At 45.9% G+C, this 23,618-nt stretch carries 17 protein-coding genes and 1 tRNA gene; 5 read left to right on the top strand and 13 right to left on the bottom strand.

The window, feature by feature from the left end:
• Positions 1 to 4: 4 nt before the first annotated feature.
• The 4 genes from HGH90_RS14235 to HGH90_RS14220 all read right to left on the bottom strand — a co-directional run bounded on the left by HGH90_RS14235 (position 5) and on the right by HGH90_RS14220 (position 6,388).
• Positions 5 to 3,328 (bottom strand): TonB-dependent receptor, encoded by a 3,324-nt coding sequence (locus tag HGH90_RS14235; RefSeq protein ID WP_211092843.1) that lies wholly within the window; start codon positions 3,326 to 3,328, stop codon positions 5 to 7.
• Between the two features lie 158 nt (positions 3,329 to 3,486).
• Positions 3,487 to 4,569 (bottom strand): FecR family protein, encoded by a 1,083-nt coding sequence (locus HGH90_RS14230; protein ID WP_169191365.1) that lies wholly within the window; start codon positions 4,567 to 4,569, stop codon positions 3,487 to 3,489.
• 95 nt (positions 4,570 to 4,664) lie between these two features.
• On the bottom strand, positions 4,665 to 5,234 hold the full coding sequence (locus tag HGH90_RS14225; RefSeq protein WP_145675166.1) for an RNA polymerase sigma-70 factor: 570 nt from the start codon (positions 5,232 to 5,234) through the stop codon (positions 4,665 to 4,667).
• A gap of 29 nt (positions 5,235 to 5,263) precedes the next feature.
• Entirely contained in the window at positions 5,264 to 6,388 is a 1,125-nt protein-coding gene (locus HGH90_RS14220) for a glycoside hydrolase family 130 protein (protein WP_168762065.1), read from the bottom strand.
• 161 nt (positions 6,389 to 6,549) lie between these two features.
• On the opposite strand from HGH90_RS14220, the gene gap reads away from it, so the two are divergent.
• The 3 genes from gap (at position 6,550) to HGH90_RS14205 (ending at position 9,589) form a co-directional block, all read left to right on the top strand.
• Positions 6,550 to 7,527 carry a type I glyceraldehyde-3-phosphate dehydrogenase gene (gap, locus tag HGH90_RS14215; RefSeq protein WP_169191364.1) on the top strand — a complete coding sequence of 326 codons (978 nt, stop codon included), beginning with the start codon at positions 6,550 to 6,552 and terminating at the stop codon, positions 7,525 to 7,527.
• Positions 7,528 to 7,558: 31 nt separating this feature from the next.
• Complete coding sequence (locus tag HGH90_RS14210) at positions 7,559 to 8,569, top strand: GlxA family transcriptional regulator (RefSeq protein WP_168762063.1); 1,011 nt, start codon at positions 7,559 to 7,561, stop codon at positions 8,567 to 8,569.
• Positions 8,570 to 8,632: 63 nt separating this feature from the next.
• Positions 8,633 to 9,589, top strand: a complete 957-nt coding sequence (locus HGH90_RS14205; RefSeq protein ID WP_169191363.1) for a hypothetical protein — start codon at positions 8,633 to 8,635, stop codon at positions 9,587 to 9,589.
• Positions 9,590 to 9,609: 20 nt separating this feature from the next.
• On the opposite strand, the gene HGH90_RS14200 is transcribed toward HGH90_RS14205, so the two are convergent.
• Positions 9,610 to 9,762 carry a hypothetical protein gene (locus HGH90_RS14200; RefSeq protein WP_168762061.1) on the bottom strand — a complete coding sequence of 51 codons (153 nt, stop codon included), beginning with the start codon at positions 9,760 to 9,762 and terminating at the stop codon, positions 9,610 to 9,612.
• Between the two features lie 21 nt (positions 9,763 to 9,783).
• Between HGH90_RS14200 and HGH90_RS14195 the strand changes: the two genes are divergently transcribed.
• Positions 9,784 to 10,329, top strand: coding sequence for a hypothetical protein (locus HGH90_RS14195; protein ID WP_169191362.1), 546 nt, complete (start codon positions 9,784 to 9,786; stop codon positions 10,327 to 10,329).
• 80 nt (positions 10,330 to 10,409) lie between these two features.
• Here the strand turns inward: HGH90_RS14195 and HGH90_RS14190 are convergent, their stop codons facing one another.
• The 6 genes from HGH90_RS14190 to HGH90_RS14165 all read right to left on the bottom strand — a co-directional run bounded on the left by HGH90_RS14190 (position 10,410) and on the right by HGH90_RS14165 (position 19,426).
• Positions 10,410 to 11,189 carry a patatin-like phospholipase family protein gene (locus HGH90_RS14190; RefSeq protein WP_168762059.1) on the bottom strand — a complete coding sequence of 260 codons (780 nt, stop codon included), beginning with the start codon at positions 11,187 to 11,189 and terminating at the stop codon, positions 10,410 to 10,412.
• 37 nt (positions 11,190 to 11,226) lie between these two features.
• A complete protein-coding gene (locus HGH90_RS14185; RefSeq protein ID WP_168762058.1) occupies positions 11,227 to 12,663 on the bottom strand; it encodes a hypothetical protein in 1,437 nt (478 codons plus the stop codon).
• Between the two features lie 114 nt (positions 12,664 to 12,777).
• Positions 12,778 to 14,373 (bottom strand): RagB/SusD family nutrient uptake outer membrane protein, encoded by a 1,596-nt coding sequence (locus HGH90_RS14180; protein WP_168762057.1) that lies wholly within the window; start codon positions 14,371 to 14,373, stop codon positions 12,778 to 12,780.
• Positions 14,374 to 14,390: 17 nt separating this feature from the next.
• Positions 14,391 to 17,786, bottom strand: coding sequence for a SusC/RagA family TonB-linked outer membrane protein (locus tag HGH90_RS14175; RefSeq protein WP_248277009.1), 3,396 nt, complete (start codon positions 17,784 to 17,786; stop codon positions 14,391 to 14,393).
• Between the two features lie 32 nt (positions 17,787 to 17,818).
• Positions 17,819 to 18,778, bottom strand: a complete 960-nt coding sequence (locus HGH90_RS14170) for a FecR family protein (protein WP_168762056.1) — start codon at positions 18,776 to 18,778, stop codon at positions 17,819 to 17,821.
• 48 nt (positions 18,779 to 18,826) lie between these two features.
• Positions 18,827 to 19,426: an RNA polymerase sigma factor gene (locus tag HGH90_RS14165; RefSeq protein ID WP_168762055.1), complete on the bottom strand. Its 600-nt coding sequence runs from the start codon at positions 19,424 to 19,426 to the stop codon at positions 18,827 to 18,829.
• A gap of 542 nt (positions 19,427 to 19,968) precedes the next feature.
• Between HGH90_RS14165 and HGH90_RS14160 the strand changes: the two genes are divergently transcribed.
• A tRNA-Asp gene (locus tag HGH90_RS14160) sits at positions 19,969 to 20,042 on the top strand.
• Positions 20,043 to 20,613: 571 nt separating this feature from the next.
• Here the strand turns inward: HGH90_RS14160 and HGH90_RS14155 are convergent.
• The gene (locus tag HGH90_RS14155) at positions 20,614 to 20,922 is read right to left on the bottom strand and encodes an RNA recognition motif domain-containing protein (protein WP_168762054.1); all 309 of its coding nucleotides are present in this window, start codon (positions 20,920 to 20,922) and stop codon (positions 20,614 to 20,616) included.
• A 623-nt stretch (positions 20,923 to 21,545) separates the two neighbouring features.
• Positions 21,546 to 23,504 (bottom strand): glycoside hydrolase family 97 protein, encoded by a 1,959-nt coding sequence (locus tag HGH90_RS14150; protein WP_169191361.1) that lies wholly within the window; start codon positions 23,502 to 23,504, stop codon positions 21,546 to 21,548.
• Positions 23,505 to 23,618: the final 114 nt, after the last annotated feature.

Here is a 23,618-nt window from a genome sequence, read left to right as displayed (position 1 = left end):
TAGATCAGAAAGTAACATTTACACCAAAATTGTAGGTGGCATACAGCGGGTATACATTGTTATCCACACCTGCTTCCTTGGGCTTACCGCCAATTTCAGGGGTAAAGCCCCTATAGCGGAAGAAGTTGAAGGCATTTTGTGCATTGGCATATACACGCAGGTTTTTCATTCCCCACCTGTTTGCCATCGCTGCCGGGAAATTATATCCCAGTTGTATATTCCGTATCCTGAAGTAGCTGCCATTTTCTACGAAGAAAGAATTGGGTAAATAGTTATCGCGGCCACCGATGAAAGCAGAAGGATAGGTATTGGAAGTACCTTCTCCATGCCAGCGGTGATCATAGAAATCCTTGGTAAAGTTTTCATTACCGTAACGGGCGCCGAGATTGGCATTGTATACTTCCATTCCGGCCACGCCCTGGAAGTCGAGCGTCAGATCAAATTGCTTCCAGGAAAAGAAGGTATTGATACCGTATGTGTAACGGGGATTGGGATTACCCAGCGGTACCCGGTCGTTGGCATCAATTACGCCATCAGGAATACCTTTCGGTCCGCTCACATCCCGGTATTTGAAATCGCCTGCACGGGCTTTGGGCTGTGCGGAGGCTGCCGCTTCCGCATCTGTCTGGAAAATACCATCTACCAGGTACCCTATAAATTCACCAATAGGACGGCCATTCATAGTACGGGTGCTAAGCGCGCCACTGGTGAGGCCACCGCCGCCGCCATAAATAGGATTGTTACCGGAAATTACATTCTCTACTTTGTTCTGATTATACCCTACATTTCCGCCAACGGACCAGGTAAAGTCTTTACCTATCTTGCTTTTCCAGCTTGCGGCTATTTCTACGCCACGGTTCAGCAAGTCGGCCTGGTTGGCGATGATACCGCCGGAATTGGTTCCCACAGAGCCGGGAATCCGGATCTCGAAAATGGCGGCTTCTGTTCTCCGGTTATAATAGCCCGCTTCTATATACAAGCGGTTGTCCAGCATACTGGCCTCCAGGCCTACATCCGTACCAACACCTCTTTCCCAGTAAGTAGTGGGCGGTACCACGGAATTCACGCTGGCGCCGGTGTTAACAATACCGCCGAAGATCGCTGTTAAATAAGGATCCTGTGCTACCCGCAATACCGATACATCGGAAGGGATGGTAGCATTACCCACTTTACCCCAGCTACCGCGGATTTTGAGGTTATCGAAAAAGTGTTGGTGTTTCATGAAGCTTTCTTCTGTTACTATCCAGCCTATTCCCACAGAAGGGAAATATCCCCATCGATGATCGCCAAAGAACTTGGAAGATCCATCGGAACGAAGGGAAGCATTCAACAGGTACCTGTTTTTAAACGAGTAGTTGATCCTTCCGAAATACGAAGCCACCGTGTATAACGTACCTTCATCTCTTACTTCACGACCATTGGTGCTACCAAGTTTCAGGTACATGTCGCCTTCACTGTTGTTGGGCACATCAGGCGCCAGTGCGGTCAATTTATAGGTTTGGTTGCTTTGAGCGCCTTGACCTACCATCACACGTACGCTATGTTCATTAAATTTATTTTCATAGGTCAACGTGTTCTCCACAATCCAGTTACGGGTATCCGTATTTTCACGGGTGAGTTTACTGTTGGTAGCGCGTTGTGCAAGAGTAGCCGCAAATACTGGTACATAGTTACGCATCAGGTTTTCGCCATACTCTCCACCCAGGCTGGAATGGAATACAAAATGTTTGGCAAACCGCAGGTCGGCATATACGTTACCGGTAACGGTTTGCTTTTTAGTGAACTGGTTGAAAAAGTCGAGTGTAGCCTGGGGGTTGAAGTTAGCGCCTTCTCCCAGGTTAAAATCGTTAGGATCGCCATAACTTCCGTCTGCATAACGTACCGGTACTACGGGAGCAGCTGCGTACAGCTGACGCCAGATAAAGTCCGGCACATCGTTAGATTTGCTGGCAGCAGCGGTGACGCTATAACCGATTTTCAGTGGCTCAAATACCTGGATATCATTTTGCAGGCGGGCCGTAAAACGGGTATAGTCGTTGGTTTCCACCAGTCCCTGCTGACGGAGATATCCTACGGAGAAATTATAGGTTGATTTTTCAGAACCTCCGCTTACAGATACCTGGTGGTTGGTGATCATGGCATTGCGCAATCCCAGGTGATACCAGTCGGTTCCTTTTCCGAATTGTGCAGGGTCCAGCAATGGCGGCTTGCTGTTCCGGTCCTGTAACTCATTCACCAGGGTAGCGTATTGATTGGCGTTTGCCATCTTTACTTCGTTGGTTACTTTCTGATAGCCTACGTAGCCATTATAGTTCACTGCAGGTTTGCCTGACTTTCCTTTTTTAGTAGTAATCAGTACTACGCCATTGGCGGCACGTATCCCGTAAATAGCTTCGCTGGAAGCATCTTTCAGGATACTCATATTTTCGATATCTGCCGGGTTCAGGAAGCTGATATCATCGTACCATACGCCATCTACTACATAGAGCGGGCTGTTGCTGCCGTATACGGTACCCATGCCGCGGATCTTTATTTCCGGCGCAGCGCCGGGTTTCCCGATATTGGTGATCTGTACGCCAGGCACTTTACCCTGTAACGCACTCACGGGGTTAGCGATGGGTTGTTTATTAATTTCTTCTGATTTCAGCTGGCCAATAGCGCCGGTAACATCCACTTTACGCTGTACCCCGTAACCTACTACTACCACCTGTTCTACCTGGCTGATGGCTTCTTCCATTTCTATGTTCACTACAGATTGACTGTTCACCGGTATTTCCTGGTTGGAGTAGCCAATGAAAGATACCATCAGCGTGGCATTTTCCGGCACGGTGAGGCTATAGGAACCATCGGCGCCGGTTACCGTACCCCTGGAAGTTCCCTTAATACTGATGGTGACACCGGGCAACGCAGTTTTGGTTTTCTTATCAGTGACCTTACCGGTGATCTTTATATCCTGTAGTTCAGGAGAATTCGACATAATGACCACCAGGTTATTCTCAATGACCTTATACTTCAGGCTGGTGTTAGCGAGAATATTGCTCATAAGGTCGGCCAGGCGGGTGTTGGTCACATCCACATCTACTTTCTTCCGGATATCTTTTAACGCGTTGTTGTACAGAAAACGATACTCGCCCTGTTTCTCAATGTTGTGAAGTACTTTGGCGATCTCCGCTTCTTTCAGCCGGAGCGTAATAGTTCCCTGCCCTCTCGCGTTGGCAGATACCTGGAGCACACCTGCCAATAGCAGTACGGCGGTCCAGTTCATAATTAATAGTGCTTTTTTGAAGGCATGGGAGGGTCGCTTCGCAGTTGTTAGCGATTTTTTCATACATTTAGATTCAGAGGTAATAAAATGGAAGCCAGCTACTATTTGGATCGGCGAAGCTTCCTGTTATGCTTCAGAGGGAAATGTTGACGCATTTCCCTTTTTTATTACCAGTAGCTCATGACGTGTTATACCTGCTCCTTTTTTTCATAACGGAAATATTACTGGTTTATAATGATATCAGTACCGTGGATGCTGTAGTTAAATACAGCGGTCATTTGTAAAGCTTTTAAGGCTTGTTGTATCGTTTCCTGGGCAAATACGCCGGTAAATCTTAGTTGTTCGAGTTGCGGGTCGCTAAAGCGGATAGTAACGCCGTACCAGCGCTCCATACGGGCGGCCAGTGAAATAAAGGACTCATCTCTGAAAACGAGCTTATTTTCCAGCCAGGAGGTTTCTACGATGGCATCTGTATTTTCCTCGTAGTAGGTGAGGTGGCGAACCTCCATCACCGGTTCATTGTTTTTGGTGTTTTCTTCTTGGATTTTCTCTTCGGTAACGACTATTTTCTCCGCAGGCCGGAGAATGATCCGCTCACCGGGCCGGTTATGCAGCGACGCTTCTATACTTCCCTGTATCAGCGCGGCTTCGGTCACTTTTTCGCCCGGGTAAGCGCGTACATTAAAACGGGTGCCTAATACCTTTACATCCATCCGGGTAGTATGGATAACAAAAGGATACTCTGCATTTTTTGCCACTTCGAAAAAAGCCTCCCCGGTCAGCGTGATATCCCGGTTGCCGTTACCAAAATCTTTATTATAAGTGAGTTTACTGCCGGCATTCAGCCATACCTGGGAGCCATCAGGCAAATGTACTGCCGTACGCGAACCATTCTTTGTCACCACTTCACTGAGCGCCAGTGGCGAGGCTGGTTTGCCCACCGGGCGCCACCACCAGGCAGCTGTTATCAGTCCACCGGCCACTACGGCCGCTGCTGCATATCGCCACCACGACTTCCTTTCCTGTGCCTCCAGCTGGAAAATACCAGTTTGTTGTTCTTCGAAGGATAATCCTATGTCAATACCCTTTTCTTGCATACGGCTGATCAGCCGCCTGTGCGCATCTTCTCCCGCAGCCCGGTCATTTGCCCCGGAGTCTGTTTTCCAGATATCCGCAATGGCTTCCACCGGAAAATGCAAATCGGGATGGGCACGCAACAGGCTGTCGAGCTCCTGCAGTTCCTCTGCAGATGCTTCCCCGGCCAGTTTACGCCCCATCAGTTCCCAGATACGCTTGTGATTCATAACGTTTTGATAGCTACTTCTTCTACAGGTACCTGTTTTTCTTAAAATCTACTAAAGGGAAATAAAAAAAATTTCCGGTACGGGTGACACCGGTGTTAACGAACAGGTTTCTTTAGCTGTACATTCAATGCCCTGGCTATCTTGGCTAATGCTACGGCCAGCTGATTATCTATTGTTTTCACGGAAATATTCAAAATCTCCGCTATCTCTTTATATTTCAATCCATCTTCCCTGATCAGCTTAAAAATAACCTTACACCGGGGCGGCAGCCCTTCAATGGCAGCAGTAATACGTTCCATCATCTCTGTAGTGAGCAGCTGCTGCTCGGGGTTCTGATGCGGACTGGCCAGTTCTACAGACAAATCATCGATGGTAATGGATACCTGCTTCTTTTGCTTGAAAAGATACTTTAAGGCAGTATTCTTCACGCTTACATACAGGTACACCTGCAGGTTATTTACTTCTTCCAGCTGGCGCCGGCGCTCCCACAAACTAATGAACACATCGGATACTACTTCTTCAGCTACCTCTGCTACTTTCACGAAAGATACGGCAAACTTCAGCAGCGGCGGATAGCAATGAAGAAATAATTCCTTGTAGGCCAACTCATCATCATATAAACTTATACGACGTTGCCATTCCTTTATTTCATTACCGTGGGCCATATTAATGGCTCAAAGTAAAGGAAAAAAAACTATTTGGGATCATATACAGCTACCGACACCCTCGAATCAGCACAACCATAATATAAAAACCATTGGTGCTTAAAGTATATCATGCCTTCTATAAATACAGTACCATCTTTATACTGTCCACTTTTTTCATATGGTCGTTGTGGATACAAAAAAGGCGTATCCAACCGCGTAATCATTCTCGCCGGATCCTGCTTATCAAATAAAAACTGTCCGGCACAATAGGCGCCGGCAGCATAACGGCGGTCGCCTTTATCACCGACTGCATTCTTACCATTATACAGCAGCACTATGCCTTTATCGGTATAAATAGCTGGTGGCCCGCATTCTGTCAGGCCGCTATCAAAATAACCTTTCCGGGGAGATGCCAGCTCGCGCAGGTTCCCTTTTTCGTCCACGAGCGGCGTCCAGTCAGTGAGATTTACAGAGGTGGCCGCATATACATGGTATTCGCCCCAATACATCCAGTATACGCCGTTTATTTTTTTGATGACCTGCCGTCCGTTTTTCAACGTTGTTAAAATGGAAGCAGACTTACTCGGGATGTTTAAAAATTTTCCTGCAAGCGCTTTAGCGAAAATAGGTCCTGTTTTCTGCCAGTTTTTCAGATCGCGGGAAGTAGCGGCGCCAAGGCGCGGCACCTGCCGGTTCCATTGGGTATACAACATTACATAGGTGCCATCTTCCGTTACGGCTACGCGGGGATCTTCACATCCGCCCGGCCACTCATAAGACCGCTGCGCATCGTTACCCGGGTATAATACCGGTTGCTGCTCACGCCGGAAATGGATCCCATCTTCGCTTTCGGCATAACCTATCCTGGATGTCCTGGTACCAATACGGTCGCCGGTTAAGTCCTCTGCCCGGTATAATACCACTACTTTGTCCTTTAGCACCGCTGCAGCGGGATTAAAAGTATAATTCCCCTCCCAGCTCACCGGCTTATTACTCATGGGGTCCAGGAAGCGGGTACTGGTATCGGGAGAGATAATGGGGTTTACGGCATCTGCTCTCACAAACGGTGGGAACGCCCACTGTGTCTTAACAGGCGCCGTCGTTGTTTGGGCAAACGCGGCATTAAAGGTCAATAAACAAGTGGCTACCAGCGTGAAAAAAATAGGCTTCATATTGGTGGAGGCATTTAGTACGCTTTAAAGATGAAATCTTTTTCCTTTAAACACAATAGGGATATGGCGGAAATTATTCAAATGGCAGAAACTGTATATTTTTTGTCATTGCTGCCACCAGCGTTGTTATCTACTTTTGTACTAAATAAAAACAGAAACACATGAAAGTTGCTATCAATGGATTTGGAAGAATTGGCCGGATGACTTTACGGGCCTTACAGCATAAAACCGCCGTAGAAGTAGTGGCGATCAACGATCTGACAGATGCTGCCACGCTGGCTCACCTGTTTAAATACGACAGCGCGCATGGCCATTTCCCTGGCACCGTGGAAGCAGGCAATGGTTCGATTACGGTAAACGGTAAAATCATTACGCTCCTCAATGAAAAAGATCCGGCACAACTGCCCTGGAAAAAATTGGGTATCGACGTCGTGATTGAATCTACCGGGCGTTTTACCGATAGGGCTAAAGCGCAGGCGCATATTGATGCCGGTGCACAAAAAGTACTGATCACCGCACCTGCCAGTGGAGGTGTAAAAACGATCGTGCATGGTGTTAACAACGAATTAATTGGCAACGATAATATTTACTCCACCGCCTCCTGCACTACCGGAAGCATTGCGCCGGTACTGCTGATTCTCGATAAAGAATTTGGTATTACTTCCGGCTTTATGAGCACCGTACATGCTTTTACGGCCGATCAGCAACTGCAGGATGCGCCTCACCGGGATCTGCGCAGGGCCAGGGCTGCCACACATTCCATCATTCCCACTACTACCGGCGCCGCCAAAGCCATCGGCGAAGTATTGCCCAACCTGAAAGGTAAAATGGATGGATACTCTTACCGTGTGCCTGTTATAGACGGATCTATTGTGGATATTACTGTTAATCTGAGCCGGGAAGCATCTGTTGACGAGCTGAATACACTGTTTAAACAATATGCCACCGGTTCGCTGAAAGGCATCCTCGCCTATACAGAAGAACAATTTGTATCTGCCGATATCATTGGCAATACACATTCTTCCATCATTGATGGCACCCTGACCAAGAGCCTCGGAAAAACGGTTAAAGTGGTGGCCTGGTATGATAATGAAACAGGTATCTCCAACCGTATTTCGGAGCTGGTATCCCTGCTGTAAAACGTGATTGTTTTTGTTATTTTTGTTACCTATGTCCAGATCCCGCTCTTCTGCTAAAAAAACGGTGGTCATCGTTGCCACGCCTGGTATCTTACTATTGGATATTGCAGGTCCTGCTGATGTATTTTCTATTGCATCCAAAGAGATCGCCAGCGAGGAAAAGGGGTATGAAATTATACTGGCATCGGTCACGAAAAACAAACATATTGCCACTAAATCCGGCATCCGTATCGCCTGCGATATATGTGTAACGGATATCAATTTTCCTATAGACACCCTGTTGATTGCCGGTGTTTCCCTGGGCAGCCTGGATAAAATTCCTGCCTCGTTTTTCACCTGGCTCACGGCACACTACCCGGGCATCCGAAGAATGGGTTCAGTTTGCGTAGGCGCTTTTGTGCTGGCCAAAGCGGGGCTATTACATAACAAACGCGCTACCACGCATTGGGAACATTGTACCCGGCTGCAAGCGGCGTATCCTTCGGTAACGGTAGACAGTACGCCCTTTTTTGTGCGCGACGGAAATATCTATACCTCCGGTGGTGTTACCTCCGGCATGGATCTCTCCTTGGCATTGGTAGAAGAAGATTTTGGCAGGGAAATAGCCTTGCAGGTATCCCGCCAGCTGGTGCTGCACCTGCGGCGTGCCGGCAATCAATCACAGTTCAGCAACCTATTGCCTTCTTTTGAGCTCAAAAGTCCGCTGATCAGAAGTATCCGCGAATGGCTGCTAAAAAACCTGGATCGCGAAATCCGGGTGGAGTATATGGCCGATCATGTAAATATGAGCCCCCGTAACTTTGCCCGGGTTTTTCTAAAAGAAACCCAGCTTACCCCGGCAAAATTTGTGGAAAAACTACGGGTAGAAGTAGCCCGCCAATACCTGGAAGACACCAATCTCAGCGCAGAACAAATTGCCGAAAAATGCGGACTCGGTAACTTAGTTTCCATGCGACGCGTGTTTATCCGGCACCTGCAAATATCTCCCAGCTTTTACCGGCACGCATTCCGCACCACCCTGGCCACTGAAATGGCATCCTGAACATTTGGTATTTCTTAGCGAATGTTTTATGTTGGAGAGATAATTACCAGAAAACTTGATCTTATGATGCGTATCTTTTGGAGGAAGTACTGCATAACAACCCTGCTCTCTTTACTGGGCTGCCTGACTAATGGAATGGCACAAACCACCCAAACCATCTATCTCTCCCAATCCGATACTACTAAAAACAAGTTTATTGCAGTACTGCCACCCACTGCTGTAAAAACAACCGGCTACCTGCTCCTGGTACCGGGTGCTTTTGAGCAACCGCAGGATGTGCTGGCACAATCCGGCATTCCTGCGGTTGCCGCACAAAAAGGCATCCTCGTCATTATCCCCGTGCTGGAAAATGGGAATGCAGGTTTGGCCATTGATGACGCTACACAACGATCGCTCAAAAAGATGCTGGACTATTGTATACAGCAATACCAATTATTGGGTAAAAGCCTCTACTTGGGCGGATTCTCCGCAGGAGGCGCTTGCGTGATGAAGTTTGCAGAATGGCAGGTAAAAAACAATGCTCCTGTTCAACCCAAAGCTGTTTTCACGATTGATGCCCCACTGGATTTTGAACGGATGTATCAGTCCGCGCAGCGTAACCTGCGACTCGCACCCGGCGGCCGGGTAAACCCTGAACAAAAAATGATTGCAGGTTGGCTGGAACAGTATATGCAAGCCACCGCCAAAACCGGTACGGCCTTCTTTCATGAGGTTTCGCCGTATAGTTTTTCAGACACCACGCAAGCAGCAGTAAAATTATTACGCAACATCCCCGTGACTATTTACAGCGAGCCTGATATTGAATGGTGGATGCAAAACCGGGCATTCGATTACAGTACACTCAATGCCGTAGATGGCGCTGCCATGATCAATGAATTACATTTACTGGGCAACAACAATGCACGGTTTATTGCCACACAGGGTAAGGGCTACCGGCTCCCCAATCATAATAAACATCCTCATTCCTGGAGTATTGCCGATCCTGCTGAAGTAGTTAACTGGCTGTTGTCATTTCAGTAACTTTGTGCAAAATCTCATTACTATTCATTCATATATAAATCATCTTTCCGGCGTACTACCACGATAACAGTAATTAACAATCCCCTGAAAGCGCCGTGCAGCCTGATCCGGGAAGGATCGCTATGGTACTGTACCTGGCTGTTGGCAAACTGGCATTTTATTTGGCTTAGCACCTATATCTAAATCATTGTATTATGAAAAAGATAGCATTTATTGCCTGTTTGTGGATGGTTGCCGGTGTACTTTCTACACATAAGGCAAGCGCCCAGGTTAGGGCAAATATCAATATCAATATTGGCAGTCAACCGATATGGGGCCCGGTAGGATACGACGATGCACAATACTATTACTTCCCGGATATAGACGCCTACTACAATATACCACAGCGACAATTCATTTATTTAGATGGTGGCAGATGGGTGTTCGGTGCAGCATTGCCCGGCCGGTACCACTACGATTTATACAGGGGTTATAAGGTGGTAGTGAACGATCCGCGGCCTTACCTTCATCCTGATATATATCGCGAACGATACGGCCGGTATAAAGGATGGTATGGAAAGCAAACCATCATCAGGGATAGCCGGGACGAAAGATATTACGAAATCAAAGACCACCCGATGCACTACAAATGGAAAGGCGACAATGGTAATCATAATGGATGGAAAAACGGCCGGGGAAATGACCGGGGCGATGAGCGTGGAAATGGCCGGGGCCGGGGACGTGGACATGACAAGGACTAATATATAACATTGTTGTCAACAAATTACAAAGCCGTATACATCTTTGCATGGATACGGCTTTGTGTTTTACTGGAATTTATTTATGGTACCGGCTGTTCCAGTAATAATTTTTTCGTATATTCATAACCGGTAGTATATATATTCTCCAGCTTATTAAATTCAAACATGCCAAACTGCCCCAGCGCGGCAGGTTCTATGAACTGGCTGCAGAGCTGTCTGTTTTTCAGCACCGGTTCGCGGATGGCGAGGTGCAGGGTTCTTTCCACATTGGCTAAAAATCCGCCAGCTGGATTGTAGGGTGTCAATGGGTTAACATGTACCCCGATAATCTGCCTGAAATCGGCCAAAAGTGGTTCTATGGGCAGGTTACCAGACAAACCGCCATCTACGTAGTACGTGTTATTAATTTGTACCGGCTGAAACAGTAATGGTACCGAAGATGCAGCCAATACAGCTGGAATAATGGCGCCTTCCTGGAAGATGGTCTGGTCGCCGGTTACAAAGTTGGTGGCGGTAACATATAGTGGTATATCCAGTCCATCAAATGTTTTGTGCCGCAGTGTTTTCTCCAGTACCTCTCCTACTTTTTTGAGAGATAAGAAACCGGCCCGCCAGTTCCGCCATTGCATAGACAGCCCCAGCTTATGCCGTTGGAATATTTCTCTCACTTCATCGGTGGTATAACCATCACAAATAAACGCGGCCGCAATAGATCCGGCACTTGTGGCGGCAATGGCTTCGGGAAAAATATTTTGTTCTGCAAAGGCTTTCAAAACGCCCAGGTGGGCGTAACCACGGGCGCCGCCTCCTGATAGCACAAAGGGTCGGCGTACCGGCAAGGGATGCTTCAATTCATTCATGTAACGAATATAAAAAACCGGTGGACATCTGTTGACTTTATTTTCCTGGCATACTGATATATACCGGACTCTCGCCTATGGTAAGTGTGATGGCCGCAGGGCCGGCAGCCGTAAAGCTTACAGCCGGCGCAACGCCATCGGCGGTGGCCATCCCCGTAACGCTGACCGGCAATCCGGGTAAGTTATCCAGCTTTACAGCGATTGATTTGGGCTGATAACCCTCTTTTTTATTGGTAGGCGTGCCGGTGGGCGACCAGGCTACCCAGATGCGTGCGCTGGGATCATCGCCCTGCTCAAACTCGTAAACGTATAACCGGGCTTCCTCCTGTTTTACAATGCGTCGAAAGCGGTAGGCTCCCAGCGTGGCGTATAGTTGTTTCACCGCCCAAAACGACATTTTGGGAACGAAGTGGCGAGTAAGCCCGGAAGCCGCATGAAAAGAGGCTTCATCGTCATCGTTATAATAGTACAGGTATGCCCGTTGCACATCGCGGGCGGCAAATGCCATAAAAGAACGCACCAGGTATTGGGCCTGCTGCAAATCGGTAGTGCCCTGCCAGTTTAATTTCAATGCCCAGTCTTTTCGCAGCTTCATGGCTTCCGGTGTACAGGCATCATAGCCAAATTCGGTAATCCATACTTCTTTCTCCGGTGCGTGCTGATTGCGCCAGGCAATGCCATCGTCAATTACTTTGAGGTATTGTAAAGACTTATCTTCCGGGTAACTCCTGTTCCAGCTGTTTTCATTGGTAGCCGACTTTTCCATCGTGGGATACGTATGCAAATTGATAACGTCATACAGGGGCAGCACAGACGTATCCTGGTACCGGTCATCCAAACCCTGTGAGTAATCATCTCCCTTACCTGCCACTACTGCCGGCGTTACTATCTTAGCTTGGGGATCGGCATCCCGGATGCCCTGCGCCATTTTCTTAAAAAGCGTACTAAAAAGGGTACGGTCGAACCGGTTGCCTGGTTCATTATCGATTTCGAAAGAAGTACATAATTTTTCTTTTCCGGACGGGCCAAAGTAGGCCGCCATGGCTTTGGCATAATCATAACCCCACTGTTCCTTACCGGCCCAAATCGTTTTGTACTGCGGGTTACCTACGCCAAGGCTGAGAAACTGCAAACAGATATCCGTTTCAAACCCATGCTGCTTCCAGGGGCCGTATACATCGTCTTTCCAGTTGATATGGTTAAGCGTATGTGGTATATTAAGTGCATCGCCCGGGGCTTTGGCATCCCAGTCGATGTTATGATACATGCGCACCAGGCGGCATACCTTTCCGTATAAATCGGGTTTAAAGGTAACATGCCCGTTAAGGCCCATGAAGTCTTTAAACAGGGGTTTATTAGCGATGATAGTGGTATCAGCAAATACAGGTATCTTTTTACTGACGGAATGAGAACAGCTGACGCCCACGCTCATCATACCGATCATGATTATGGGGAATATGTATTTCTTTCGCATAGGAATTTATTCTACCATAAAATACTTAAAATTCCGGGGAATACCATGCCCTAAAAAAAGGAATGCGGCAGGGGTTCCTGCCGCATCCGCGTTTTATATATCGTTCACTGTATCTTACCAGCCTGGTGTTTGCTTGTATGTACCGTTACTATTGGTTACTTCATCCGGGTTGATAGGCCATGCCATATGCTTGTTAGGATCGAAGTTGCGTTTTGGCCATACTTCCTGGATGGTATAGGGAGAAGCAGGATCTTTCTTGTTAGCGTGAATGCGACCATGCAGCGGTGCATTGATCGTATTATAATCTCCCCATCTTTTCAGGTCCTGGAAGCGGTCTGTCCACTCACAAGCCAGTTCTACCCGGCGCTCGTGCTTCAGATCAGCCATAGTAGGATTGGCGATAGGCGCCAGTCCTACACGGGCACGGATTTCGTTCAGCGGACCTGCCGCTTCACCGCTTTTACCCTGCTGAATAAGTGCTTCCGCTTTGAAGAGCAGTATCTCCGCATAGCGCATCAGCGGGAGATTGAGCATAGTAGTTGGATAATCCGGGCTTTGATTAATATATGGATTGGTGCTGCTCACGCCATCTTTACCGTAGGAATAGGGTTCCATATACTTGTTGATCTGGAAACCGGACAAGCTGTTGGTAGAATAATAAGTGAAAGGCAATCCGAAGTAAGTGAATTTATCGCCGAACTTCAGGATGGTAGCTTCACGACGGGGATCGTTGGCTTCGTACGCATCATATAGTTCTTCGGTAGGCTGGAAATATCCCCAACCATTGAATAAGGTCCATCCGGTATTTTCCAGTACTACGCCGGGGAATTCGGAACCGCCCTGTACGCCAGACGTAACAGACCACATATACTCAGAGCTCCAGTTGTTGGCAATCGTAAATACTGCCTTATAGTTCTGTAAACCAGTAGGCTGGTTGGTAATAAGTGCGCGGTGTCCTTCTGTTTTGATCTTATCGCAAAGTGCCGGGATCAGCGCCCATTTGCTTTGATCGAACTGTGCCCAGTAAGCATAAGCTTTTACCATATATCCCCAGGCAGCTGCTTTATGTGCTCTACCCTGGTCATCTGCACCATAGGTTTCGAATAAAGGTAACAGGTCGGCTGCTTTTTGCATGTCGCTTACCACCTGTGCATAGTTATCTTTCACAGAAGGTAACTGTGGAGGTATGCGTTTCCCGAATTGGGCATTTTCAGGGCCATCAAAAGGTACGCCTTGGTCTTTATGCCCCCATACGTAGGCTACCCAGAAGTGTGCGAATCCGCGGATAAAGTAAGCTTCACCGAGTGCCTGGTTACGGGCGGCTTCTGTGGTATTTTTAGAAGTAGGCACGTTCTGAATTACCTGGTTAGCACGGTTGATCATGGTGTACAGGTCATTCCAGCCACCGGTCAGATAACCTTCTCTACCACTGGGGATAAAGTTTTTGATGTTGGCTGCATCGGCTTTCGAGCGCCCCACAATCAGGTCGTCGCTGGCGTCCTGTACCCAGAAGAGGTTTCTTCCCCAGGTAGACTCGTTACGCATGATCACATACATGTCTGCCGTCGCCTTTTTCAGATCATTATCACTTTGCCAGAAGTAGGCCGTGGTAGGCGCCCCGTTAGGCTTGGTATCTACCCATTTGTTACAGGCGCTGGAGCCCATCAGCATAGCTGCCAGTATAACTATATGATTGAATTTCGTTTTCATAATACTGTTTGCTTTGATCAGAATTTAACATTTGCACCTACAGAAAATACGCGGGAAACCGGGAACTGCCCACCGTCCAGACCTACGCCACCTACTTCAGGATCCATTCCGGAGTATTTGGTGAAGGTGAGCAGGTTGTCGCCACTGAAGTATACGCGTAATCCCTGGTTCCAGCTCATTTTCTTAAACGTATAACCTATCAGCAAGTTTTTCAGTCTCAGGTAGTTACCGTTTTCGAGATACCAGTCAGAATTTGTCTGGAAGTTTTTGTTATTATCGTTAGCGTTGATACGGGGGATATCGGATCCTTTATTTTCAGGAGACCAGGCATCCAGGATTTTATTCCAGCGGTTGTAGCCTTGTTCAGAACCACTGAGGGTGGTCATTTTAAAGGCATTGAACAGTTTCACACCACTTACGCCCTGGAAGAACATAGTGAGGTCGAAATTTTTCCAGGTAACACCAGCGGTAAAACCGTAGGTGAGTTTAGGGAAAGCACTGCCCATATAAACACGGTCCGCATCATTGATAACGCCATCACCGTTTTGATCTACGAATTTCAGGTCACCAGCTTTTGCATTTGGCTGGATCATCTTACCAGTCTTATCAGTGTAAGCCTTTGCTTCGTCATCAGATTGGAATATACCGGCAGTTTTCACCAACCAGTAAGCGTTGATAGGCTGACCTACTGTATAGCTGAAAGGTCTTAATACATCGCGGTATGCGTTGCCATTATCTACGGAAGCAGAGTTGGGATTACCATCTATGTAGGTTACCCTGTTCTTTAAAGTAGCAATATTACCACCGATGTTGTATCCTACAGCGCCGATATTGTCATGCCAGTTAACGGCTACTTCGAAGCCTTTGTTGCTGATTTTACCCTGGTTGATGTAAGGAGCTCCCTGACCAAATGTGTTGGTCCATCCCAGGTTTTGTTGTTTAATCAGGTCGTAGGTCAGTTTATCAAAGTAATCGGCAGTAATGTTCAAACGTTGTTTCAGCAAGGCGATATCGATACCAATGTCTGTTTGTTGAGAAGTTTCCCACGAAAGAGTAGGATTAAAAGCATTGGCTATTGCCAGTGAGTTTACGCGTGGTGCTCCATTCCCGATCTGGTAAGTATAATCAGGATTAAGTTTGGCGTAACCGTAGTAGTAAGGCAGAGAACCAATATTACCTATTCTACCCCAGCTGGCCCTTACTTTCAAGAGGTCCACTCCTTTCACGTTAAAGAAAGGTTCAGAGCTGATTTTCCAGGCGGCTGTTAAACCGGGAAATCCTTTACCGCGGTATCCTTCTGTTAACCTACCGGCTACATCATACCGGTAGCTTCCAGTAACGAAATAGCGGTCGGCCCAGCTATAGGAGAGTCTACCTACATAAGAAACGTTCCTGTCTTTCCATTCTTCGTCAGAAGGGAAGGTACGGTCAAAAATGCTGGCATTGGTAAAGAACTGTGCCCAGTCAGCTTCATTTTCGAAGCCCATAGCGGAAGCGGTAAAATTACGGTGTGCATTTTCCTGGGCGGTCATGGATACCATGGCGCCAATACTATGGCGTTTGATCAGCTTATTATAGTTCAGGGTATTTTCCCAGATCCAGTTATAATTCTTATCGGCAGAATAATCTAACTGGTTTTGATTGTTAGGCTTTCCAGGTTCTGTTCTTTTTGGTGTAAAACTTTTCCAGAATCCATTTTGCTGGCGATAAGAAAAGCGGTTGATATAAGTCAACCCCGGGATGATGTCTGAAATGGTTAATTCAGTAACTGACTGCAGATCATTTCTCTTGTTATAAGGTCTGTTTCTGAGCAGGGTAGCTACCGGGTTTACCACGTCGCCGTAGATACCATTGTAAGCGCCATCTCTTGGGCCTACGCCACCAAATGTTCCGTCTGCATAGTAAGGGGTGGCAGAGCGGGGCATATAGATCGCGGAAGTGATTACACCGGTGTAACCGCTGGCAGTTTCGGCATCTCTGTTATCATTATTATTCCAGAAGATGTCCTGGCGCAGTTTCACATGCTTGTTAAACTGGTAGTTGGCATTTAATCTTAAGGAAATATTTTTATTGTAGGTATTTAACAGGGTACCTTCTTCGTTTTCGTAACGGGCCTGGAAGAGGGTAGAAAATTTATCGGTACCGGCGTTTACGCTGATGTTATGTCTTTGTACGATACCGGTGCGGAAAATTTCACTCATCCAGTCGGTACGTGTTACGGCGCCATATGGATTTTTAGCGGGATCCCATCCTTCCAAAGGCTGGTTACCGGCGGTAGTTTGTGCCAGGTTAGATACCTTGGCTTCTTCCTCTGCCGTGAGTGATTGTAAAGTGCGCCATGCATTTTTTGCACCTACAAAACCAGTGTATTGCACGGAAGGCATTCCTTTGCTGGCCTGGCGGGTAGTGATGAGGATAACGCCAGCAGAACCGGCAAACGCACCGTAAATAGCTGCGGAAGCTGCATCTTTCAGTACTGTTACAGATTCAACATCGGCCGGGTTGAAAGGTGCACCGGGTACACCATCTACTACGTACAATACGTTTTCCCCATTTTTGGATCCCACCCCGCGGATAACGATGTTATTCGCATTGCTGGTATGCCCGCCATTGCTGGTAACTGTTACGCCTGGCACTTGTCCCTGTAACATATTAGGTACATCCATTACCGGGCGTTCTTTCAGCTTTTTCATATCTGAAATAACAGATACGGCGGCGGAGAGGTCACCTTTTTTGGCAGTACCATAACCTACAACCACTACCTCATTGAGGCCGCTGCTGCTGATTTTCATGACTGCATTGAGTACATCGGAAGTACCAACCGCCACTTCAGTCATTTCATATCCTACAGAGCTGAAGTTCAGCACTGCTTTATCATTATCTACCGTTACTTCATATTTTCCATCGGCATCGGTAACCGTTCTGATCTTAGTTCCTTTTACCCAAACAGAAACGCCAGGAATAGGTTCTTTATTCTCTGTAGTAATTCTACCAGAAATTTTGCGTGTGGTGACGGCCTGCGTACTTTTTGTTCCACCATCTTTTTCAGCTTTTCTCAACAGGATGGCTTTATCGCTCACACTGTATTCGATGCCGGATTTGTTCCGGAGCAGGTTCAGGGCTTCATTCAACGTGATGTTATCAGGCTTGAAGTCGTTGACAATAATCTTGTCGAAGTCCTGCTTTACATAGTTGAAAGTAAAGCTGCTTTGTGAGCCTAGCGCAGCTAGCACCTGGGAAAGGGAAGCCCTGGAGATATCCAGTTTCACTTTTTCATTCAATGCATTTTGCCGGGCAAATCCCATGGTAGCAGGCAATAATGCACATCCTACCAGGAGGAATTGTTTGAGCCGGGATACAGCAGGCCCGCCGCCACGGGTGTGCTGATCTGCAGTGGTAAATTTCATTTTCATGATTTGATTGTTTCAGGAGTGATCACGCTTTTTTAAAAAATGGTAACCTGTCTGTTGGAAATACGGTATTGTTTACGACTGATATAACATAGGTTGTTGAGCATTTTCCCGAAGCTTTCCTTTTTAAAGCTGGCAGAAATGTATTTGTCGATGCCCTGGGTATTTTCCCATTTCACGCTGTAGCCATAATCGGCACAGAGGCGGGTGACCGCGTCTTTGAAAGGAAGGTCAATAGCGTTGAAGGCGCCATTTCTCCAGGCAGCAACATCAGTTACCGGGGTAGAGGCCACACCCAGTACTTTGTCTTCATTAAAATAAGTGGCTGTAGTACCTGGCTTTAGTACCGCTGCAGTTGCATCGGATTTACGTGCCTGTACCTTTACTTTTCCTTTTACCAGCGATACGCGGCTGATTCCTTCGGCCGCATAGGCTTCCACGTTGAATTGGGTACCCAATACCTGGATGGCCAGGTCGCGGGTGTGAATAACAAAAGGTTTCCCGGTTTGCCCCTGTACATCAAAGAAGCCTTCTCCGGTGAGTTGTACGCTACGGTTCTGCTGATTGAAATCAGATCTCCAACGCAGGGTAGCGGCGGTGTTGAGCCATATATGTGAACTATCCGGTAATACTACCAGTTTAGCTACATTGGTTTCATTGGTCACCATATTATAATGCCAGGCCAACTGGGAGGTATGCGCTGTTGTTTTTTTCCAGAGATACCCGGCGCCAACCATTAATATTATACTGGCAGCGGCGGCCCATTTAACCACCGGCTGTTTCCACCAGGCGATCCTGGCAGAGGGCAAGCTATTGCGGAAATTTTCCAGGAACTGTTGCTGGTAATGGCTGGCATCTGCCGGCAGGATATCTTCCGGCATATCGCCCAGCCCATCGTACCAGCTGTCTAATAAGGCCAGTTCTTCGGGAGTACATTTCCCTTCATAAAATTTCTTTAAAAGGGCCTGGGCCCTGGGATAATTTTTTGGTGCCATCTCAGAGTTGAATACCCGGAGATCAAAAAATGTTAACTAAGCGGTATGTTAAGGAATTGTAACCAATACAAAAGAGGTTACTAATGAAGCTGTCAGGGCAGGATTGGCCTTAATATGCGCCTTTACCTGTTTGAGCGCACGGCTGTATAAAACCCTGGCAGAGCCGGGGTCGATGCTGAGTTGTTGTGCTATCTTCTGATAAGAGTAATGATATTTTACCCGTAATACAAATAGTTGCCGCTGGCTGGGAGAAAGCACTTCCAGTGCTTCTTCCATAATTGTTTCTTTAAGCCCATGCAGGTTTTCCTGTGCCAGGGCATCCGGTGTTTCCAGGGTATCGTTGAGCAATACTTCCAGTTTTTTCAGATGCGCCTGATAACGGCCATTAGTGCGGTAATATTTAAATATCCGGAATTTAAGTGCGTTCAGCAGGTAATATTCCAATGTTTCATCCTTGGGAACCTCCTCCCACTTCTGCCATAATGATAACAACACATCCTGTACAATGTCAAATGCATCGTGCGGGTTGGTCTTAGCTGCGGCAATGCCCAGCAGCTTATTCCAGTAAATCGCTACGGATGCCTCAAATGCCGCCTGCTGCGACGTACCGGATATATTATGGAAAGATATTTTCTTCTGCCCTGACATAAATGGAATATAACAGTCCCTGCAAATGTACTTGCCTAATATTAAGTAGATATTAATTCTATCAATTCCTGGTTGATGTGTACCCGTTCACTCTCCTGTTAAAAATCGATTTAGCTAACCCCTGTATTAAAAAACCGCTGTGATAATTGATCTAAAAAATTAAATGGTATTAATTGCTGCTATTCTATGGTTGATATTCACACGTGGACAGTTGGTATGCAGATAAGTGGCATCCTCTCGTCATTATAACAGCAATATAAAATTACTTTTTGAATATGAGCGTCCTTTGTTGATATTTTATAATTTTTAAGGTGATAAAAAATAATTTATATCATAACATAGGTGCTACATACCTGTTATGTTAATAATCCTTCAGATGGAATTATAGCAACAAGTCATCATCATTGACGAGTTACTGTTGGCGCTCTAAATATGCCCTGTTATAATGGAAAAGAGAAATATTTGGTGATTTGAAATTATTATCTATATATTTGCAACCCCGAAAGGGGATACCCAAGGGCTGAAATGCTGATGGGTAGCAAGGATCGGTAGTTCAGTTGGTTAGAATGCCGCCCTGTCACGGCGGAGGTCGCGGGTTCGAGTCCCGTCCGGTCCGCAAAATCTCGAAGAAACCCGCGCTTGTCGCGGGTTTTTTATTTTAAGTCGAGCATTTAGTCGAGTTCCGATTAATGCTCTCTCGTTTTTTATGTTACCTTATTAAAGCTAAGTATCACTTACTAAGATACTTGTAATTACAGATTCTTACCCCTACCCCCTGCCAACAGTAATGTGCAGCCAAAATAGATTTAGAAAAAGTGTATCTGATCATGGGTCACAGAGATCCTCTGGAAACTACAGAACGATAGGGTTTCTTTTGAAGCAATGCACTATTCATGCAGACCGAAGAACTCGTAAAGGCTAAGGTTTCCGATCTCAAACAACTAACACGATGACACAAATCTTCATCATCACCTCATGGGCGAAACGCAGCTACCAACTGCTCTTGTTACTATATCCCATCCTGGATGGTTTATTAAGGAGATAATTAGAAAAATAAGCTAGGGCTGCTGCTATCCCGTACATAGAAACGTAAAAACAAAGTCACAAACTACTTAACGTATTTTGCGACTTTGCTCTTCTGCTTTCTTAACAGATAAAGGTAATCGACGTTTTAAAATATCCACCTATTAGTATCTGGGTCTAAATCCAGTGCCTGGGCCGGATCTGGAGAAACGATTATTCTCTGGTCTTTCAGGTTTTGGGCGAGCCTCATACACGACTATTTTCTGGCCAGCAACTACTGAATTATTCAATTCCTTAATTGCCAGTACTGCATTGGAATCGTCTGGCATTTCAACGAATGCAAAACCTTTAGAACGGCCACTGTACTTATCATAAGCCACATTAATACTATATACAACTCCATATGGGTCAAATAAAGACCATATCTCAACTTCAGTTGTTCTGTCACTTATATTACCTACAAAAATATTCACAAATATAATTTTAATTAAATATTCATACTCCTGAAAAACAGGGCATGAGGAAGAAAAATAAACCCAAACTTAATCAGAAGAAGCCAAATGCAACCTTGTTAAAGTTAGAGCAATAAATTGAGTATTACAGGATTAATTTATAGGGATTGGATTATTAGCATTAGCACATAACCTGCGCGAAAAGCAGCTTAAAATGGCTGAAGAATATTTATTTGGACATGTTATGATTTAGCATCTTTAAGCCGGGTTGTAGTATCAATTCGAGGATGAGGAAATATTACACTCTTTTATTTCTCTCTGGCTCTTGTTCTTCTTGTATCAATTTATTATCCATTCCAAAAACAATTTAAGTGGAAAATTTAGGTTTATGCGTTAAAATTATTTCACCCATGGAAGGCCTACAGATTTCTTAAAAGAAGTTCGTCTCTTATAAAATACTGTATTTCAATTAGATCATCCAATAACTGGTTCGATCATTGTCCCCTCCACGCCGCAAATAAAAGTCACATCTTAAAAAAGGTGTGGCTTTTTTGCTTTATGCAGGTGGGAGGGACCTCACGGAGCTGTCCTTTTCAGACAGCTCCCTTAAGTCGTTATTTAATTCAGCCCGGTGTAGTACCACCTTATTTGATAATGGCAGCAAACCCGCCATTTCTGGCCATTTTTAACTTAAAATGATCGCCATACTTAACTTGTACCATCTTCTTTCTATAGTCCATGGCCTGACGGTCGGCGTTAATACCATCTTCAAAATAGGTCATTGTATAAGTCTTCCCTTTTTCCAGGAAATCAAAGTTCAACTCCATGTTTCGTTCCTTCTCTTTCCCATTCGTAATACCACCAATAAACCATGTTTGCCCTTTACGTTTGGCTACTACCGCAACTACGCCAGCTTCAGCTTCCAACGCCTTTGTTTCATCCCACGTGGTAGGGACTTGCGTAATGAACTCCGTACACTCCTGATTCCTGTAATATAAAGTCGGGTTATCTGCAAGCATCTGCAGGCCACTTTCAAATACAACATATAAAGCCATTTGATAAACGCGGGTCCCGATACTTGCCGCATTAGGCCGCTCAGCCTTATATACTTCCGGCTGCATACTGAGCATGGCTCCCGGGGTATAATCCATTGGACCAACGGCGTTCCTCATAAAAGGTAAATATAGACTATTGCCGGGAAGCGCTCCTCCCATCTGTTCCATCCCCCTGACTCCCTCATACGAGATTACATTTGGATATTTATATTCCAACCCTGCCGGCTTAAAAGCACCATGAAAGTCAACTAACAATTGATACTTTGCAGCTTCTTCAGCAACTTTCTCATAAAAATTAACCATCCACTGATCACTCCTGTCCATAAAATCAATCTTTACACCCTTAATACCCCATTGCTGGAAAGTCTTAAACAAATCCATATGGTCATGAACGGTAAGCCAGGGTAACCACAATAAAATACCCACTCCTTTTTCTTTTCCGTAGCGAATCAGTTCGTGAACGTCAACCTTTGAATTAGGCGTAAAAGGATCTCTTGTACTCATAGCCCAGCCTTCATCCATCAGTATGTATTTTAATCCAAATCTGGCAGCAAAATCTATATAGTATTTATAAGTTTCGAGATTATATCCAGATACGAAATTCACATCCGGGCCATAAGGAGCAGCATCATTCCACCATTCCCAACTCACTTGCCCGGGCTTAATCCAACCCGGATCTTTAACCTGCGATGCAGGAGCAAGTTTAAGTGTCATTGTATTCTCTATCAATTGCTTGTCGCTGGACGTAATGACAAAATATCTCCACGGAAAACTCCTGGTACCCGCTGTTCTGGCGATATAATCGGCTTCCTTCAGGATTTTCTGACTCCGGTCTCCATCTTCACCAAATTCCAGGGGGGCTTTTGGAAAAACAGATATAATACCGTTATTCCCTGCGCCTTTAAGGAACATGCACGGATAGTCAGAAAGATCCGATTCGCTGATCAGGATCTTATATGGTTTCCTGGTATCAATAAGCATCGGTAAATTCGACATCTTGTCTGTGGCCTTCCAATCCTTTGAATTCACCTGGCTATAAAATTCTTCATAAGCGGTTTTAAAACTTCCTGGCTGCTGTACGTGAAGCAAGTAATCCCCGGGGAAATTCACGGCAAACGCCTCGTTCAAAACATCCACCTGCCCTTTTTTACGTGTTAAAAAACGATAGGCAACTCCCTCATCAAATGCCCGGAATTCTACTGAATAATCGCCCTTAAAGTTTAATACCAGGGAATTATAGTAATTGCTGACCAGCGAGAATTTTAAAGGCACGTCTGGTTTTAGGACGCCCGTTCCCTTGCCCTTTTTTACGCTCAGTAACTTAGGGAATTCTCCAAGTGTACCTGCATCTTTCAACGTTAAACCCAGATAATTTTTCTGCAGCAGGGTATCCTTGTTGATGGCAACAGCATAATAAATCTTATCTGAAAGTGTCACAAAAACCTGGATGGTTCCGTTAGGAGATTGCAAGGCAATCTGCTTCTCCTGTGCACGAACTGTAATAGCCAAAGATAGTAATGTAAACAGAATGACTCTTAATTTACTCATAAATCGCTTTAGGTTATTTAAATGAAGATGCAAACTTACGGATCGTTAGATTGAAACACACCATGTCAAAAGTCAAAGATACTGTATTACAAACAAGAAGAAGGCCAGTAATAT

The organism is Chitinophaga sp. Ak27 (assembly GCF_012726295.1).
Lineage (GTDB): Bacteria > Bacteroidota > Bacteroidia > Chitinophagales > Chitinophagaceae > Chitinophaga.
This window is presented reverse-complemented; position numbering and strand designations above follow the sequence as displayed.